The sequence below is a fragment of the Caballeronia mineralivorans PML1(12) genome (assembly GCF_001028175.1).
Classification (GTDB): domain Bacteria; phylum Pseudomonadota; class Gammaproteobacteria; order Burkholderiales; family Burkholderiaceae; genus Caballeronia; species Caballeronia mineralivorans.
Genome location: NZ_AEJF01000210.1, coordinates 1 through 14304 on the forward strand (window position 1 = coordinate 1; position 14304 = coordinate 14304).

At 60.1% G+C, this 14304-nt stretch carries 20 protein-coding genes and 2 tRNA genes; 11 read left to right on the plus strand and 11 right to left on the minus strand.

Annotated features, from left to right (window positions below):
* The first annotated feature begins 128 nt into the window (after positions 1 to 128).
* The 3 genes from EOS_RS46620 to EOS_RS34920 are packed head-to-tail and all read left to right on the plus strand — an operon-like array spanning position 129 to position 1235.
* Positions 129 to 680 (plus strand): hypothetical protein, encoded by a 552-nt coding sequence (locus tag EOS_RS46620; protein ID WP_053064140.1) that lies wholly within the window; start codon positions 129 to 131, stop codon positions 678 to 680.
* Positions 658 to 903: a transposase gene (locus EOS_RS49395; protein WP_235443053.1), complete on the plus strand. Its 246-nt coding sequence runs from the start codon at positions 658 to 660 to the stop codon at positions 901 to 903. The genes EOS_RS46620 and EOS_RS49395 overlap by 23 nt, the downstream gene beginning before the upstream one ends.
* Positions 904 to 938: 35 nt before the next feature.
* Entirely contained in the window at positions 939 to 1235 is a 297-nt protein-coding gene (locus tag EOS_RS34920) for a DUF2177 family protein (protein ID WP_047896786.1), read from the plus strand.
* 40 nt (positions 1236 to 1275) lie between these two features.
* Here the strand turns inward: EOS_RS34920 and EOS_RS49400 are convergent, their stop codons facing one another.
* Entirely contained in the window at positions 1276 to 1833 is a 558-nt protein-coding gene (locus tag EOS_RS49400) for a hypothetical protein (protein WP_235443054.1), read from the minus strand.
* A gap of 528 nt (positions 1834 to 2361) precedes the next feature.
* On the opposite strand from EOS_RS49400, the gene EOS_RS34930 reads away from it, so the two are divergent.
* Positions 2362 to 4848, plus strand: a complete 2487-nt coding sequence (locus tag EOS_RS34930; protein WP_047896787.1) for a penicillin-binding protein 1A — start codon at positions 2362 to 2364, stop codon at positions 4846 to 4848.
* 104 nt (positions 4849 to 4952) lie between these two features.
* Here EOS_RS34930 and EOS_RS34935 read toward each other — a convergent pair whose 3' ends face one another.
* The 5 genes from EOS_RS34935 to EOS_RS34955 all read right to left on the minus strand — a co-directional run bounded on the left by EOS_RS34935 (position 4953) and on the right by EOS_RS34955 (position 7101).
* Positions 4953 to 5399, minus strand: coding sequence for a copper chaperone PCu(A)C (locus EOS_RS34935; RefSeq protein WP_047896788.1), 447 nt, complete (start codon positions 5397 to 5399; stop codon positions 4953 to 4955).
* Positions 5400 to 5406: 7 nt separating this feature from the next.
* Positions 5407 to 5787 (minus strand): copper homeostasis periplasmic binding protein CopC, encoded by a 381-nt coding sequence (gene copC / locus EOS_RS34940; RefSeq protein ID WP_047896789.1) that lies wholly within the window; start codon positions 5785 to 5787, stop codon positions 5407 to 5409.
* Between the two features lie 64 nt (positions 5788 to 5851).
* Positions 5852 to 6229 (minus strand): DUF2946 domain-containing protein, encoded by a 378-nt coding sequence (locus EOS_RS34945; RefSeq protein WP_047896790.1) that lies wholly within the window; start codon positions 6227 to 6229, stop codon positions 5852 to 5854.
* A 191-nt stretch (positions 6230 to 6420) separates the two neighbouring features.
* Positions 6421 to 6497 (minus strand) — tRNA-Met (locus EOS_RS34950).
* 271 nt (positions 6498 to 6768) lie between these two features.
* Positions 6769 to 7101: a YadA-like family protein gene (locus EOS_RS34955; RefSeq protein WP_152693226.1), complete on the minus strand. Its 333-nt coding sequence runs from the start codon at positions 7099 to 7101 to the stop codon at positions 6769 to 6771.
* 302 nt (positions 7102 to 7403) lie between these two features.
* On the opposite strand from EOS_RS34955, the gene EOS_RS34960 reads away from it, so the two are divergent.
* Positions 7404 to 7907: a heme-degrading domain-containing protein gene (locus EOS_RS34960; protein WP_047896792.1), complete on the plus strand. Its 504-nt coding sequence runs from the start codon at positions 7404 to 7406 to the stop codon at positions 7905 to 7907.
* A gap of 3 nt (positions 7908 to 7910) precedes the next feature.
* A complete protein-coding gene (locus EOS_RS34965; protein ID WP_047896793.1) occupies positions 7911 to 8249 on the plus strand; it encodes an SMR family transporter in 339 nt (112 codons plus the stop codon).
* 48 nt (positions 8250 to 8297) lie between these two features.
* Here EOS_RS34965 and EOS_RS34970 read toward each other — a convergent pair whose 3' ends face one another.
* Positions 8298 to 8660, minus strand: a complete 363-nt coding sequence (locus EOS_RS34970) for a hypothetical protein (protein ID WP_047896794.1) — start codon at positions 8658 to 8660, stop codon at positions 8298 to 8300.
* Positions 8661 to 9037: 377 nt separating this feature from the next.
* Here EOS_RS34970 and EOS_RS34975 point away from each other — a divergent pair, with 377 nt between their 5' ends.
* From EOS_RS34975 to EOS_RS34995, 5 genes are all read left to right on the plus strand, one after another.
* Positions 9038 to 9310, plus strand: coding sequence for a hypothetical protein (locus EOS_RS34975; protein WP_047896840.1), 273 nt, complete (start codon positions 9038 to 9040; stop codon positions 9308 to 9310).
* Positions 9310 to 9681: a hypothetical protein gene (locus tag EOS_RS34980; RefSeq protein WP_235443055.1), complete on the plus strand. Its 372-nt coding sequence runs from the start codon at positions 9310 to 9312 to the stop codon at positions 9679 to 9681. The genes EOS_RS34975 and EOS_RS34980 overlap by 1 nt, the downstream gene beginning before the upstream one ends.
* A gap of 63 nt (positions 9682 to 9744) precedes the next feature.
* A complete protein-coding gene (locus tag EOS_RS34985) occupies positions 9745 to 10023 on the plus strand; it encodes a DUF1488 family protein (protein ID WP_047896796.1) in 279 nt (92 codons plus the stop codon).
* Positions 10024 to 10117: 94 nt separating this feature from the next.
* Positions 10118 to 10744 (plus strand): TetR/AcrR family transcriptional regulator, encoded by a 627-nt coding sequence (locus EOS_RS34990; RefSeq protein ID WP_047896797.1) that lies wholly within the window; start codon positions 10118 to 10120, stop codon positions 10742 to 10744.
* Between the two features lie 55 nt (positions 10745 to 10799).
* Positions 10800 to 11906, plus strand: coding sequence for an enoyl-CoA hydratase/isomerase family protein (locus EOS_RS34995; protein ID WP_047896798.1), 1107 nt, complete (start codon positions 10800 to 10802; stop codon positions 11904 to 11906).
* On the opposite strand, the gene EOS_RS35000 is transcribed toward EOS_RS34995, so the two are convergent.
* From EOS_RS35000 to dusA, 4 genes are all read right to left on the minus strand, one after another.
* Positions 11903 to 12328: a hypothetical protein gene (locus EOS_RS35000; protein WP_047896799.1), complete on the minus strand. Its 426-nt coding sequence runs from the start codon at positions 12326 to 12328 to the stop codon at positions 11903 to 11905. The genes EOS_RS34995 and EOS_RS35000 overlap by 4 nt on opposite strands.
* Before the next feature lie 151 nt (positions 12329 to 12479).
* Positions 12480 to 12761, minus strand: coding sequence for a hypothetical protein (locus EOS_RS45100; RefSeq protein WP_075645444.1), 282 nt, complete (start codon positions 12759 to 12761; stop codon positions 12480 to 12482).
* A gap of 327 nt (positions 12762 to 13088) precedes the next feature.
* Positions 13089 to 13164 (minus strand) — tRNA-His (locus EOS_RS35010).
* A gap of 99 nt (positions 13165 to 13263) precedes the next feature.
* The gene (gene dusA / locus EOS_RS35015; RefSeq protein ID WP_047896801.1) at positions 13264 to 14265 is read right to left on the minus strand and encodes a tRNA dihydrouridine(20/20a) synthase DusA; all 1002 of its coding nucleotides are present in this window, start codon (positions 14263 to 14265) and stop codon (positions 13264 to 13266) included.
* Between the last annotated feature and the right edge of the window lie 39 nt (positions 14266 to 14304).

Here is a 14304-nt window from a genome sequence, read left to right on the forward strand (position 1 = left end):
AAGGAAGGCCTGCCGCTCCATTCGCAAACCGTGCAGGCAGTGGCCGAAGAGTTTGCAAGCCGCCGCAGGCAGTTCCGCAAGGTGAAGCTCAGATGGCGAGTGTCCAAGGGTGCGAAGCGCAGCCTGGGGTGGATCCCCTTCAAGTCGAGCGCGATCCGAGCGCGATCCAGTATCGCAACGCCCAGGTGTTTCTCGCCGGCAAGCCGCTGGGTCTGTGGGACAGCTACGGCTTGTCGAAGTACAGGCTGGGTACGGGTTCGATCAGCGAAGACGCGCGCGGGCGCTGGTATCTGAACGTCACGATCAAGCTCCAGAAGCAACCCAGACTAGCCCCTGCGGCGATCGGCAAGGCCGTCGCACTGGATCTGAATCTGCGCCGTGCCGCGACCAGCGATGCCGTCCTGCTCGAGTTTGAACCGCATCATCGCCTACTCGAAGAGAAGATTGCCCGGGCGCAGCGGGCGAAGAAGCCGGAGCTCGTGCGCGCACTCTGCGCGAAAGCCGCGAACCGTCGCAAGGATCAGCATCACAAGCACTCCACAGCGCTCGTGCGCAAGTACGACGCGATTCTTCGTAGGCCATGTGAATTCCCTTGCCCTGGCAAAGACACGGATGGCCCAGTCCGTGCTCGATGCAGGTTGGGGGATGTTGCGAACCATGCTCCGGTACAAATGCGATGACGCAGGCGTGTGGTTCGAGCAAGTCAACGAAGCGTATTCAACCCAGACCTGTTCGTGCTGCCAGTCTCGCACGGGGCCCAAAGGTGTCGCAGGTCTTGGAATAAGAGAATGGGCGTGTGCGGTATGCGGTGCGTATCACCACCGCGACATCAACGCCGCCATCAACATTCTCGCGGTCGGACGTGGCCGTCTCGCTGGAGGAATCCCCGCCCTTTCCGCGTAAGCGGCAGCTGATGGCTGAGGACGGGGAGGACGTCAATGTTGCCGAAACCCAACTTCGGCGCGGCGGCGATCTTCTATGTGATCTACATCGCGGGGCTGGTGCATTTCTGCGTCGTGCCGGGCGTGACCGGGCAGAGCGCCATGCGCGGCCTGGTGAGCGGATTGTTGTTTGGGATCATCGCTTATGCCACGTATGACCTGACCAATCTCGTCACGCTGAAAGGCTGGAGCATAACGCTTGTATTCATCGATATTGCGTGGGGCGCAGTCGCCAGCGCGGTCGCGTCGGCCGTTGCGGTGACGGTGACCATGCGCGTGGTGCCGCGCGCTTGAACAACCGGACCGTTTGCAGACGGTCCGACAAGCAGTTCAGTCAGGAGCGCCCGGAAAGCGAGGCATCTTTATCCGATTCATCCGGCGAACCGAGGTCCTCTTCGGAATCGCAGGTTTCCGGCAAGACGTCGCCCATGTCCGGCTTGCGCGCAGCCAACGTTGCTGGCGGTTCGGCGGCCAACGTCCGTTTGCTGGCCACCTTGGCGACCTGCGCGGCGTCCCGGGCCTCACGCGCGGCGGCTCGTTCGGCGACTTGCCGCAGCGCGACATTCAGCGGATCAGGCGTTTTGGGCGCACGCAACTTGTCCACGAGACCTGCCACTTTCACTTGCTCGCTGGTCGCGTTGAAGCTCAGTACGGCGCGCCGCATGAGTTCGCTGACGCTGATGCCAAGGCCATCGGCGGTGCTGGTAATCGCAAGTTTCTGCGCGGGGGTGACAAAAACAACGATGCGTTCGCTGGGTTTGGTAGTCATGAGCGCCTCACAAGCAGGGCTGGGCAAGTCCGAACGGCCGATATCCGACACGGGCAACGCCATTTGATGCGCTTTCGGCGTGCGCGGCGGTACGGCAAACCACGCAACCAAGGTGTCCATCATATCGGTTTGCCATCTTTTCGTGCGCGCCCGCACATCACCCGAGCCGCTCTTCAAACGGTCACCGCATCAATGGCTTGCAATATTGAGATAGTGGTGATAGAGCCGTGCCCGCGATGTGGCCCAAGACGGTCAGCCTTGTCGGACATACTTGCGCGGCGGCCCATTCCACGGGATTTACTTACAAAAAAATCGTATCGCTGCCGGTACTCGGCGCTCGAATTCTTTAAAATGCGCTGTTATTCTGCGTGGCCGCCAGCGTTGCAGGTTTTCTTACAATGTGATAACGGCGTCATTCGCGGGAACGCGCAGCCAGTCCGGGGGGCAACGGCACGCGACGCAGCAGGTCCAGGTCGATTTTTCGTGCGAACGCTTATTTGAGCGCTTCCACATTTCGATCGGGCCGCAGCGCTACACATCGGCTACACGGCGGAGCTGGCCACGGCTTTCGCCCACCCCAACATTTATCGTCACGCAGCGTCAGGGCGTGGCGCACCGGGCGCCTTAGGGGCGCACCGTTCAATCCAAGTCATGCCAATCATCAAACGACCGAATTCCTCGAACGCTCCACGCGATGACCGGGATCAAGATGGTCCCAATCGTTACCGTCAACCCACCCGCAAGTCGTCAGCCGGACCCTCGATCGCGGCGCGCATCGTGTTGTGGTTCGTCGGCCTCTTCGCCGTCGCGGCGATAGTCGGCGCGCTGATCATCGGTTATGCGCTGGTCGTGATGGGGCCGAACCTGCCGTCGCTCGACGCGTTGACCGACTATCGTCCGAAAGTGCCGTTGCGTGTCTACACCGCGGATCACGTGCTGATCGGTGAATTCGGCGAGGAGCGTCGACGTATCGCGCGCTTCGACGAGATTCCGGACCAGATGAAGAAGGCGGTCCTCGCGATCGAGGATTACCGCTTCTACGAGCACGGCGGCGTCGATTTCATCGGCATTGCGCGCGCAGGCTTGAGCGACATCATGCACGGCGGTGCATCGCAGGGCGCAAGCACGATCACCATGCAGGTCGCGCGCAACTTCTTCTTGTCGAGTGAGAAGACCTACACGCGCAAGGTCTATGAAATGCTGCTCGCCTACAAGATCGAGCGGGCGCTGACCAAGGACCAGATTCTCGAGCTGTACATGAACCAGATTTACCTGGGCGAGCGGGCGTATGGGTTTGCATCGGCGGCGCGGGTGTATTTCGGCAAGGACCTCAAGGACCTGACGCTGGCCGAATGCGCGATGCTCGCCGGTTTACCGAAAGCACCGTCGGCCTATAACCCGGTCGTCAATCCGAAGCGCGCGAAGGTTCGTCAGCAATACATCCTGAAGCGCATGCTCGACCTGAACTTCATCACGCAAGCGCAATTCGACCAGGCCAGCGCCGAAGAAATACACGCGCGCGTGACGGGCACGGAGTACAGCGTGCACGCGGAATATGTTGCGGAGATGGTGCGGCAGATGATGTACGCGCAATATCGCGACGACACGTACACGCGTGGTTTTTCGGTGACCACGACTGTCGATTCCGCCGATCAGGAAGCGGCGTACAACGCCGTGCGCAAGGGCGTGATGGATTACGAGCGGCGCCATGGGTATCGCGGGCCGGAAGGGTTCGTCAATCTGCCGACGAACCAGGACGACCGCGACGAAGCCATCGACGACGCGCTCGCCGATCATCCCGATAACGGTGATCTGGTCGCGGGCGTGGTGACATCGGTGAATCCGAAGGAGGTGGTGGTGACGTTCGTCAACGCCGATCCGGCGACCGTCACCGGCGACGGCTTGCGTTTCGTCGCAGCCGGTTTGCGCAGCAATGCATCGGCAGCGGTGCGGATCAAGCCGGGTTCCATCGTGCGTGTGATGCAAGACGCAAAGGGCAACTGGAGCATCACGCAGTTGCCGCAAGTGGAGGGTGCGCTGGTCTCGCTCGTGCCGCAGGATGGCGCGATTCGCGCGCTGGTCGGCGGCTTCGATTACAACAAGAACAAGTTCAATCACGTCACGCAGGCATGGCGCCAGCCGGGGTCGAGCTTCAAGCCATTCATTTATTCCGCATCGCTGGAAAAGGGGCTTGGACCGGCGACCATCATCAATGACGCACCGTTGTATTTCCCGCCGGCTTCACCGGGCGGCCAGGCATGGGAGCCGAAGGACGACGACCAGCCTGAGGGCCCCATGTCCATGCGCACGGCTTTGCAGAAGTCGAAGAACCTCGTGTCGATCCGCATCCTTTCGTACATCGGCACGAAGTACGCGCAGGACTACGTCACGCAGAAATTCGGTTTCGATGTGGATAAGACGCCGCCTTATCTGCCGCTCGCGCTGGGTGCCGGTCTCGTCACGCCGCTGCAACTGGCCGGGGGGTATTCGGTGTTCGCCAACGGCGGTTCGCGGATCAATCCGTATCTGATCGGTGAAGTAGCCGATGCACGCGGCACGGTGGTTTCGCGCGCCAATCCGCTGATTGCCGGCAGCAACGCGCCGCAAACTTTGGAGCCGCGCAACGCGTACGTCATGAATAGCTTGCTGCATTCGGTTGCAACCGGCGGCACGGGCGCCGGCACCAACGTGCTCAAGCGCAACGACTTGCAGGGCAAGACCGGTACGACCAATGACGCGAAGGACGGCTGGTTCGCGGGCTATCAGCATCAGCTCGTGGCGATCGCGTGGATGGGTTACGACCAGCCTAAATCGCTCGGTAGCCGAGAGTTCGGCGCACAACTTGCATTGCCGATTTGGGTCGAGTACATGCAACGGGCGCTCGCCAAGGTTCCGCAGCAACCCATGGCGATGCCTGACGGTTTGACGAACATCGACGGGGAGTTGTTTTACGCCGATAAAACGCCGGGCGATGGTTTTGTCGCGAGTATCGGAATGGATTCGGCGAATCCGGCTGAAGGTGCAAGCGATGCGGTGGGCGGTGTCGGTCCCGGTGGCATGACACCTCCGAGCGTGCCGCCGCCCAACGTGAACCCGGCGGAGCGCCAGGAGATCATGGATCTCTTCAAGGGGCATTGAGCGGCTTGATTGTTCGATGCGCCCGGCTCGGTGGCACAGACAACGTCAGGTAAAAAGGCGCGCCGCAATCCAGTTGCGGCGCACCTTTTTTTACTGCTGCGAGCTTACTTGCCTAATGTGGACGCCGGTTTCACTGCACATGTCGTCTCGATGCTCGACTGGTCCGCGAACGTCAGCTTCAACGGGATCGTTGTGCCGACCTTCAACGGCTTCGGGGCGTCCTCGAGCATCAGGTGATAACCGCTCGGTGCAAACGCAAGCGTACCGTGCGCGGGAACCTCGGCGGACTCGACCATCGACATGGTCGATGTGCTGCCGTTGCTCGTTGATTTATGCAGCATCGCCATGCCGAACGCGGGGGTTTCGGCGCCGGTGAGGGTAGCGGGTTTATCGCCGCTATTCGATACCACGAAGTAGCCCGATGACGGGAGGCTCGCCGGCATCGAACGGATCCAGCAATCGTGTGCTTCGAGTGTCGCGGCTTGCGCGCCCGATGCCGCAAGAGCGCATACCAAAAGCATGCCGGCGTGAATCAGCGTAGTTTTTTTCATGGCCGGCTCACTTGACGTTGAACAGGTAGTGGCCTTTAGTACGATGGCCGTCGTCTGCTACCGCTGTCCATTCCACTTGATACGTGCCCGTCTTGAGATCGCCGAGCGCGACGCTCATGTGCTTCTTGTTGGTGGCATCGACGGCTGACTTTGCGCTGTTGACCTGTTTGCCGGCGGCATCGACGACAACCAGCGTGCTGAACGCCGACTCGAGACCTTCAGAGAAATCGATGGCGACTTCATGCGGCGCTTCGACGGTCGAGTCGGGTGCAGGGCTTTGTTGCTTCGGCAGCGCGTGAGCGACGGCCAGTTGAGCGGTGATGAGAAGCGTGGCCGCAAGCGCGCCGCGCTTAGCCATGTTTGCGATGTTTGCAAGGGACGAGGTCATGCTGATCCTGTTTTTACGCGAGAGATGAGAGCCGGCAAAATAGCGCCGGCGACAGTGCGAAGAATCAGGCGGAGAAGGGTGGTGCACGAGGTTGTGCGGCGAACACCGGCGCATACGGCGCGATAGATTCAACGCGCGCGTTGGTGGCGGGGGATGTCGCTGCGAGACGCGGTTGAAGCGCGTGCGTTGAAGGCGGCGCAGCAGGCGAATGGGCCGCGAAATTGCAGTAGCCGCATGCGTCCCAATGGCCTGCGGCGGAGTGCTGCGAAGGCGTGTGTTTTTCAGCTTGACTCTGCGATGCCGCCGAGCAGTAAGCGCTAAGAATAGTCTCGGCGTGAGCGCCTGAAGCAAGTGCTTGCGATACAGCCGGAGCGAGCACGCTCATCAGGATTGCAAGCAATCCGATGAGGCTGCCGAACTTGCGGACTAGGCGACGGCGCATGGTGCTAAAGGTGGCTTCCAAAGCGGCTAAGCGCTCGATTATGCCACGCGTGGAAGCGCCATTCGTTCGGTTGAGATGCGACCTGTTGTGACACTGGTATCGCTCAAGGCGCTAGGTCTACAGGCTAAAAAAGAACATCAGCGCCTGAAATGAAAAAAGCCCGCAGAACCGGGCTTTTGACGTTGAATCTTTGGTTGCGGGGATAGGATTTGAACCTATGACCTTCGGGTTATGAGCCCGACGAGCTGCCAGACTGCTCCACCCCGCGAAAAAGATTATAAGACAACGGTGATTGCAGCGCAACATGTTTGTCACGTTGCTCTGGTTGATGACGTGATTGAACACAGCATCGGGCTATCAGGAGCATCGACTGTGTTCGTGGGCAAATGCTTTGAGACGCTGAGCGCAAGTGCCGCAAGTGCGAGGCGTCGCTCGAGTTGCACTACATAGCGTTGGACGAATAAAAGGACGCGGCCGCTGATCTGATGAGATCAGCGGCCGTGTTTTTCAACTGTGCTTCTTAGTTGGCTGAATGCCAGTTAGAGCCCGAACGCGAAGCCTGCGCCTCCGGTAGTTTCGTCACCGGTCGTCGAACCGCCGACCATCAGCACCATGTTGGTTCCGAAGCGCTTCTGGAAACCAATCGCGATAGCTGCCTTGTCACGATACACGCCCGTGTCTGCCGCAAAACGGTTGTCCTTGTCCGCGATGGCGATGATGGCTGCCGCGCTGCCCGCTATCATCGCCATCGCGCTGCTTATCGCACCGACGCTATTGATGTGGTTGTTCGCGAGCGAGAGGCCGCTGCGCATGTCGGAACGAAGCGGACTCGTCGATGGCTGCGTGGACAGGGCTCGAACTCTACTGAGCAAGGCGGAATGCCCTAATGAGAAAGTTCCTAATTCGCCTCGTAGTGCAAGATAAACAACATATTAGGCACCCGAACCAATTAACTTTATAAGACAAATTAAGACGAACCAAGAAAAACTAAGATTTCTTAGCCGATATGGCGATTCGCACATCAAGCGTTCACGACGCGCACTAGTCGTCGAAAAGCAGTTCAATGACGCGATCAAGCAAGCTCGATCGCCGGGGCATGTCACAATTTGTCTAATCGCGTCGCGCGTCTATGGCAGCGTCGCTTGATCTGTCACTTGCCAGGAACCCATTGCTCATGAACATCAACCACGACTTGCAGACCATCGCTCAACAGGAAAAGATGCTCGTCTTCCCGCAATTCGATTCAGACCGTGCCTGGCAGATTGGCTCGCAACTTCGCGAAATGGCTGTCGCGCGAGGCGCGGTCATGGCGATAGAAGTGCGCACGTTCGGCCAGCCGCTGTTCTTTGCCGCCCTCAATGGCACCACGCCCGACAACGTGCGCTGGGTGCAACGCAAGGCGCGCACGGTCGAGCACTTCCGCCGCAGTTCGTATGCGATCGGTTTGAGTCTGCAACAGGCATCCGCAACCCTCGCGGATAAATACAGTCTCCCCGCCGCCGAGTTCGCCTCGCACGGCGGCGCGTTTCCGTTGACGGTCAAAGGTGCAGGCGTGATCGGCGTGGTGACGGTGTCCGGCTTGCCGCAACGCCAGGATCATGAATTCGTGGTCGAAGCGCTGTGCGCGGTCCTCGGCCACGACGCAAGCGCGCTCGCGTTTGCACCGGACAAGGCGTAATACATGCGCTCATCCGCTTATGTGCTGCTCGCGGTCGCTATCGTTGCCGAAGTCGTGGCGACATCGGCCTTGCGGGCATCGGAGGGATTCTCGCGGCTGGTGCCGTCCGTCATCGTCGTGATCGGCTACGGCATCTCGTTCTACTTGCTGTCGCTGACGCTGAAGTCGCTGCCCGTCGGCATTGTGTATGCCGTGTGGTCGGGGGCGGGTATCGTGCTGATCACGCTGGTGGCAGCGCTGCTGTTCAAGCAGATCCCCGATCTGCCTGCCGTGCTCGGCATGGGCCTGATCGTGGCGGGTGTGATCGTGCTGAACGTGTTTTCAAAGGTGAGTCCGCACTAGGCGTACATGCGCCTGTACGGCGGGCGGCACGTCGACGCGTCAATTGCGTCAATTACAACGCACGACCATCGAACGATTTTTTACATTTGCCGATACCACGTTGGTGATGCTGCCGCCCGACGGTCCGCCTTCCTCGTTATCCTTCGATACGATCGTGTAGCCGGTCGCGCCGCATTTATCGCCGGCCATGACGTAGCAGCTCGCCCACGTCGTGCTGGCGTCCGCGCCGCTGCAGTTGATGGCGTAGCCGCTCTGGCCATCGGGGAGATGGATCAGCGAGGCATCGGTCGACGATGCGCATCCGCCGAGGCTCATCGCACCCGCGGCCGCTGCGATCACGCCGGCGGTCTGTAAAACACGCAAAACCTGAAACGATGGGGTAAGCGGCAAGCGCCGTGCAAATTGCTTCATTCTGTTCCTCTTGTGGACCACGCCGGACTGCGTTCGAGCGGGCCGAGCCAAGGTCGGTTGACAGGCAACAACCCCACGCCCGAACGTTTTCCCGGACATATTTCGTGCCGCATTTTCCCACACGCCGCTGAACGCGGTAAAAAGCCGCGCGTTTGATGTACATCAAATGCATCTTGATTGGCCGCTTCACGATGTGTATCGCTGGTGCGCGCCTTGCGAAGCAAGTTCTGACGATTGACCTTTCTAACGCAGCCCACGTCCGGCTGCCGGAAGAAAATGCAACCGGATGCAACGAGCGAGAACTTTTTGCGAGGACGCAAACCATACAGAAGCGTGGGACATTGACGAACACTTATAAAACGTACGAGAGGACAACCATGGCTGAACGCGTTAGCGGCCCGTATCGCGGCTATTACATTAGCGCTGCGGCACGTCTGACCCAGTCACCGGATCAGGCCGGCGGCAAGCCGAATCCGCCCATTTACGTAGGCACGGTGAACGTCGCGCAGGGCGGACCGGACAATGTCCGTCAGTTCGAGGCGCTCGTCGATCTCGGCGAGCAGCGGCGCTTTGCAACCGAGGACGAGGCGCTGGGTTACGTAGAGCAAGCGGCCCGCGCTTACATTGACAGATTGTTGCAAAATAGCTGATGCGTTCGCTCAATATCCGCCACCCGGCGATGCGATGTGTTGCCGAGGCGCTGCTCGATCTGTTTCCGAGCGGCGCGGATATCAGCGAAATCGGGACGGACGCGAAACCGTGCCTGTTCGTGAGCTGGCGCACGGGCGGTATGGCGACTTACCCGGGCAATATCGCCTGGGGAGTGCATTACCGGTTCGAGGCCGAAGCGCTGAGTCTTTTCGATCTCGTCTCCGAACCCGTCCAGCACCGCTTCTGCGAGCAGGTGAGGGATATGAGCCGGCATTTGAAGTTCGACTACGCCGATCCGGACGCGGTTTCGCTGAAGATTGTCGACGTGCCGACCGAGCTGGTCCGCAAGAGCATGGCCGCCGCGGGGTAGACCGAATCCGGGCGCCGCGAGTACCATCGTTGCGATCCCGCTTTTCTTGCGCCCGAGGCAATCATGAACATCCACTTTCCGGCCGACGCGCCCGCGTATCGCGACGCGAATCTGACTGTGGTGTTTGCCGCACTGGTCGACGGGGAGCGCATTCCATGCGCGATTTCAGTCGAAGCGCTTGAAGATCATTTCGGCGTGGAGAGTTGCGACAGCAGCGGCTGGATCCGCGCATTCGACGCGGCGCGCCCGAAGATCGAAGCTGTGGCGCGGGAGCATCTGTCGATCAGTCAGGGCGCGCCGGTGCTGTTGAAAAGCGGGCATTTTCCGCCGGGCGCGGCATGATGACAGGCTCATTACAGATTCTCATAAGACGGTCGCGCTAAACACCGTTCAGTTTTGAATTGACTTGATCCGCATCTCGCGGAAAATGCGCGGGATGGCCCGTTCAACGCAACACCTCTCTAATCAGCCGCTCCAGCGAAGCCATATCCTCGATGCGGCGCGCTCAATCGTCGTGCGCCAGGGCTTCGACGCGTTGTCGATGCGCAAGATCGCCGAGGATGTCGGTTATTCGCCCGCTTCGCTCTATCTGCATTTCAGCGGACGCGATGCAATCGCCCACGCGCTGTGCATCGAGGGTCACGCGCTGTTGCTCGCCTCGCTGCATACGCACGATTCCATGCTGGACCCCGGCGAGCGCGTGAAGGCGATGGCGCATGCGTACGTTGCGTTCGGGCGGGCGCATCCGGAGGTATATCGGCTGATATTCATGCAGAATCCGGCGTACACGGACGCAGCCTTCAGTGACCCCGAAGCGGCCGGCGAGTCGGCGCTGTCGTTATTCACGCAGGCGCTGGCGTCCTCCGAGAACCCGCCGGCTGCAGCCGAAATAGTGTGGACTGCGTTGCATGGCGTTGTGTCGTTGAGCCTGACCGCGGCGAAGTATTTGCCTACGCCAGTCGATGTACTTGTTGACACAATGCTTAACCTTTGTTTGCCGGGTCGATACGTCGGCGTCAAGAAAAAATCCGCTCGAAAGAGGCCGTCCGCGCGCACTGCGTGAGGTTCAACGCCATACTCTCAAGTTCTACTCACATTTATTAAGACGTGTATTGCATATGACCGAGACTATCGACGAAATTCGTATTGAACGTGCACAGGGTATTGGTTTTATCGCGCTGAACCGGCCGAAGGCGCTGAATGCGTTGTCCACGCCAATGTTGCATGCCATTCATCGCGCGCTTGGGGCCTGGCGCGACGACGCGTCGGTGCACGCGGTGGTCGTGTACAGCCCGCATCCGCGCGCGTTCTGCGCCGGCGGGGATATCCGCTTTTTGTACCAATCGGCGAAGGCGGGCGAGCGCGCGGTTATCGACGAATTTTTCACCGATGAATACCGTCTGAACCACGCGATTTTTACGTATCCGAAGCCGTATATCGCGTTGCTGAACGGCGTGGTGATGGGCGGGGGAATGGGCATCTCGCAAGGCGCGCAGCATACGGGCGGCGTGCGCGTGGTCACGGGCTCGACGAAGATGGCGATGCCCGAGACGCGTATCGGCTTGTTTCCGGATGTCGGTGTGAGCTGGTTTCTCGCGCGTACACCAGGTGCGATCGGGCGTTATCTCGCCGCGACGGGCGCGACAATCGATGCCGCCGATGCCCTCTACGCCGGTCTCGCCGACGCCTATATGGACGATGAAGCGCGGCCCGCGCTCGTGGACACGCTGAAGGAGAAATCTTTCGCTTCGGGCGCGGAGGTTGTGCGGTTTATCGAAGCCGAGGCTCGGCGCGATGCAGGCAAGGCCAGTGAACTCGAACGGGACCGCGTGTTGATCGACAAGCATTTTGCTTCGGGCAACGGCGCGGCCTGCCTGAAGTCGCTGGAGAGCGTGACGAGCGGCGCAGAAAGCGAGTGGGCAGCGCATACGGCGGCTGAGTTGCGCGAACGTTCGCCGTTATCCGTCGACGTATCGCTGGAACTCGTGGATCGCGCGAAGTCGTCGAGCATGGCCGAGACGTTGCGTCGCGACCTCGGACTCACGCGTGCGACGTTCGATCATGGCGATGTGATGGAAGGCATCCGGGCGCGTATCGTCGATAAAGACAATCAGCCGGCGTGGAAGGTGACGCGTATGGAAGATGTGACGCGCGAAGAGGTGCTGCGGATGTTCGATAGCCCGTGGGCTGAACGCGACCATCCGCTTGCTGCACTCGCGGATTAGTCCGCGTCGCTGCCGGCCATGAAGGCGCGCATGAAGACAAGCGCGCCCCAGCCCCACATGGCATTCGATGCAAACCCAAGTGCTAGCCGCGGCAGCATGTTGCCGCTCGGCCAGATGCCGCGCAGCGGATCGACTACGAACACGCTCGCGGCCGTCAGCACGATCCCGCCGAACACCAGTGCACCGATCCACGGCGCCGTGCGGTCGGGCGCGACGCGCAGCAGCCATGCCATCAGAATGCCGAAAAATGCGCTCCACAACGCATTGACGATGAATTCGGGAATGCCCAGCGGCAGGAACGCAGCGGTGGAGTAGCCGGCTGGATCGACGACGCCCGCCGCGTGAAACAGCGCTATGGTGGATTCACGGAAGAACAGGGCGGCGAGAAAGCCCGCGACGAACGGCAGAATCACTTTTTGCATTGAAAAGCACCGCTTGGGACGCGAGCAGCGGCTGCGCGAATATTTTAAGGTGGCGTCATTATAGGGTCGGGCATGCCGCGTTATGGTGCAATCGAGGCCCGCTTTGCGGTGGATGCAACGGGTGCTTGCTAATGCGCCGCGCCCGCCGATTTTATTTCGCGATCGCGTCGCTTGCCGGGTTGTTGTGCAGCATGCGGCCGCTATTGGGCGGCAGGGCGGGGCGCTTCGTCGGCATGTTGTCGGGGTTGTACATACGCGCGCCGTTCGCGTTCGCGGCGCTGGGGGCAACGGGTGGTTTGGCCATCGACGAGGATCTGGCTGGCGCAGCGGTCTGAGCTTGCGCGCTCGTCCCAGTTCCGATGCCAATTCCCGCCGTTAGCAAGGCAAGAGCAACGACGGTGCCGGGGAGCGCTTTAATCGCACGGAAGTTCATGGGTTTCTCCGGATCGGCGGCACGCTTTGATCGAGACTGGCAAGCGCTGCCTTTTGCTTTTGTGACACCGGAGAATGCTAAAGATTCGTTTTTTGCGGGTTGGCGGTTTTGTCGCGGGACCGCTCGTGGTTTTTTGTCTGCAGCGTGAGCTTGGAAATCGTCCAGGGGCTTTTGCACGGACGTCGAAGACTGGCACCCTATAAACACGGCACCCTATAAACACGATGGTGAATGCGGGATGGAAGTCCGAACGCTACAGAGTGACTTCAGAAAAGACAAAAGCCGTTCCGGTTTTAATTCGGAACGGCTTAGCCTTAACTAATCTTTTGGGGTGGCTGATGGGGCTCGAACCCACGACAACAGGAATCACAATCCTGGACTCTACCAACTGAGCTACAGCCACCACTGACTTACTTCTTACTGCCTCTCTGGGTCACCAGGAACTGGCTTGCCGAATCGAGAAACGAGATTATACGAACAAAGATTCGGTTTGCCTAGTCCCTTATTCGATCAATTCGATGGCTTCGCGCAGATGCGTGCGTGCTTCATCGAAAATCGCCAGATCGCCGGTCGCGAGCCTGCGGCTATCCGAGAGCACGCGACGCCAGCCACGCGCACCCGCTACACCTCGGTACAAGCCTAGCGAATGCCGCGTGATGCCGCCGAGGAATGTCCCGCGTGCCACTTCCTGACGCGCATAGTCGATCAATCGGGCCTCTACTTCCTCGCGCGACAGCACGGGAGTCTCTGCGCCGTAAAAACGCGAATCGACGGCTGCAAGCACATAGGGATTGTGATAGGCCTCTCGGCCGAGCATCACGCCATCGACGTGTTTCAAATGCTCTTCGACCTCATCGAGCGTCTTGATGCCGCCGTTGATCGATATTTCCAGATGCGGAAAATCGCGCTTCAACTGGTACGCATATTCGTACTTCAACGGCGGAATCTCACGATTCTCCTTCGGGCTCAAGCCCTTCAGGATCGCGTTGCGCGCGTGGACGATGAACACCTCGCATCCGGCATTGGCGACCGTGCCCACGAAGTCCCGCACGTATGCGTAGTCCTCGACCGTATCGACGCCGATCCGATGTTTGACCGTGACCGGAATGGATACCGCATCGCGCATGGCTTTCACGCAATCCGCGACCAGTTGCGGTTCGTTCATCAGGCACGCGCCAAAAGCGCCGCGCTGCACGCGCTCTGATGGGCAGCCGCAATTCAGGTTGATTTCGTCGTAACCCCACTGTTCACCCAGCTTCGCGCTGTGGGCGAGATCGGCCGGTTCGCTGCCGCCAAGCTGCAACGCGACGGGTGCTTCGCCTGGCGTGAACGCGAGATGACGCGCGACGTCGCCGTGGAGCAAAGCGCCGGTGGTGACCATCTCGGTGTAGAGCCACGTATGCCGCGTCAAGATGCGGTGAAACGACCGACAGTGCCTATCGGTCCAGTCCATCATCGGGGCAACGCTTACGCGGCGCGGGCTGGGTTTTAAAGCTGTTGACATGGGAACTGCTATTTTTGAGCGTTGGGCGCCTTTCCGGCG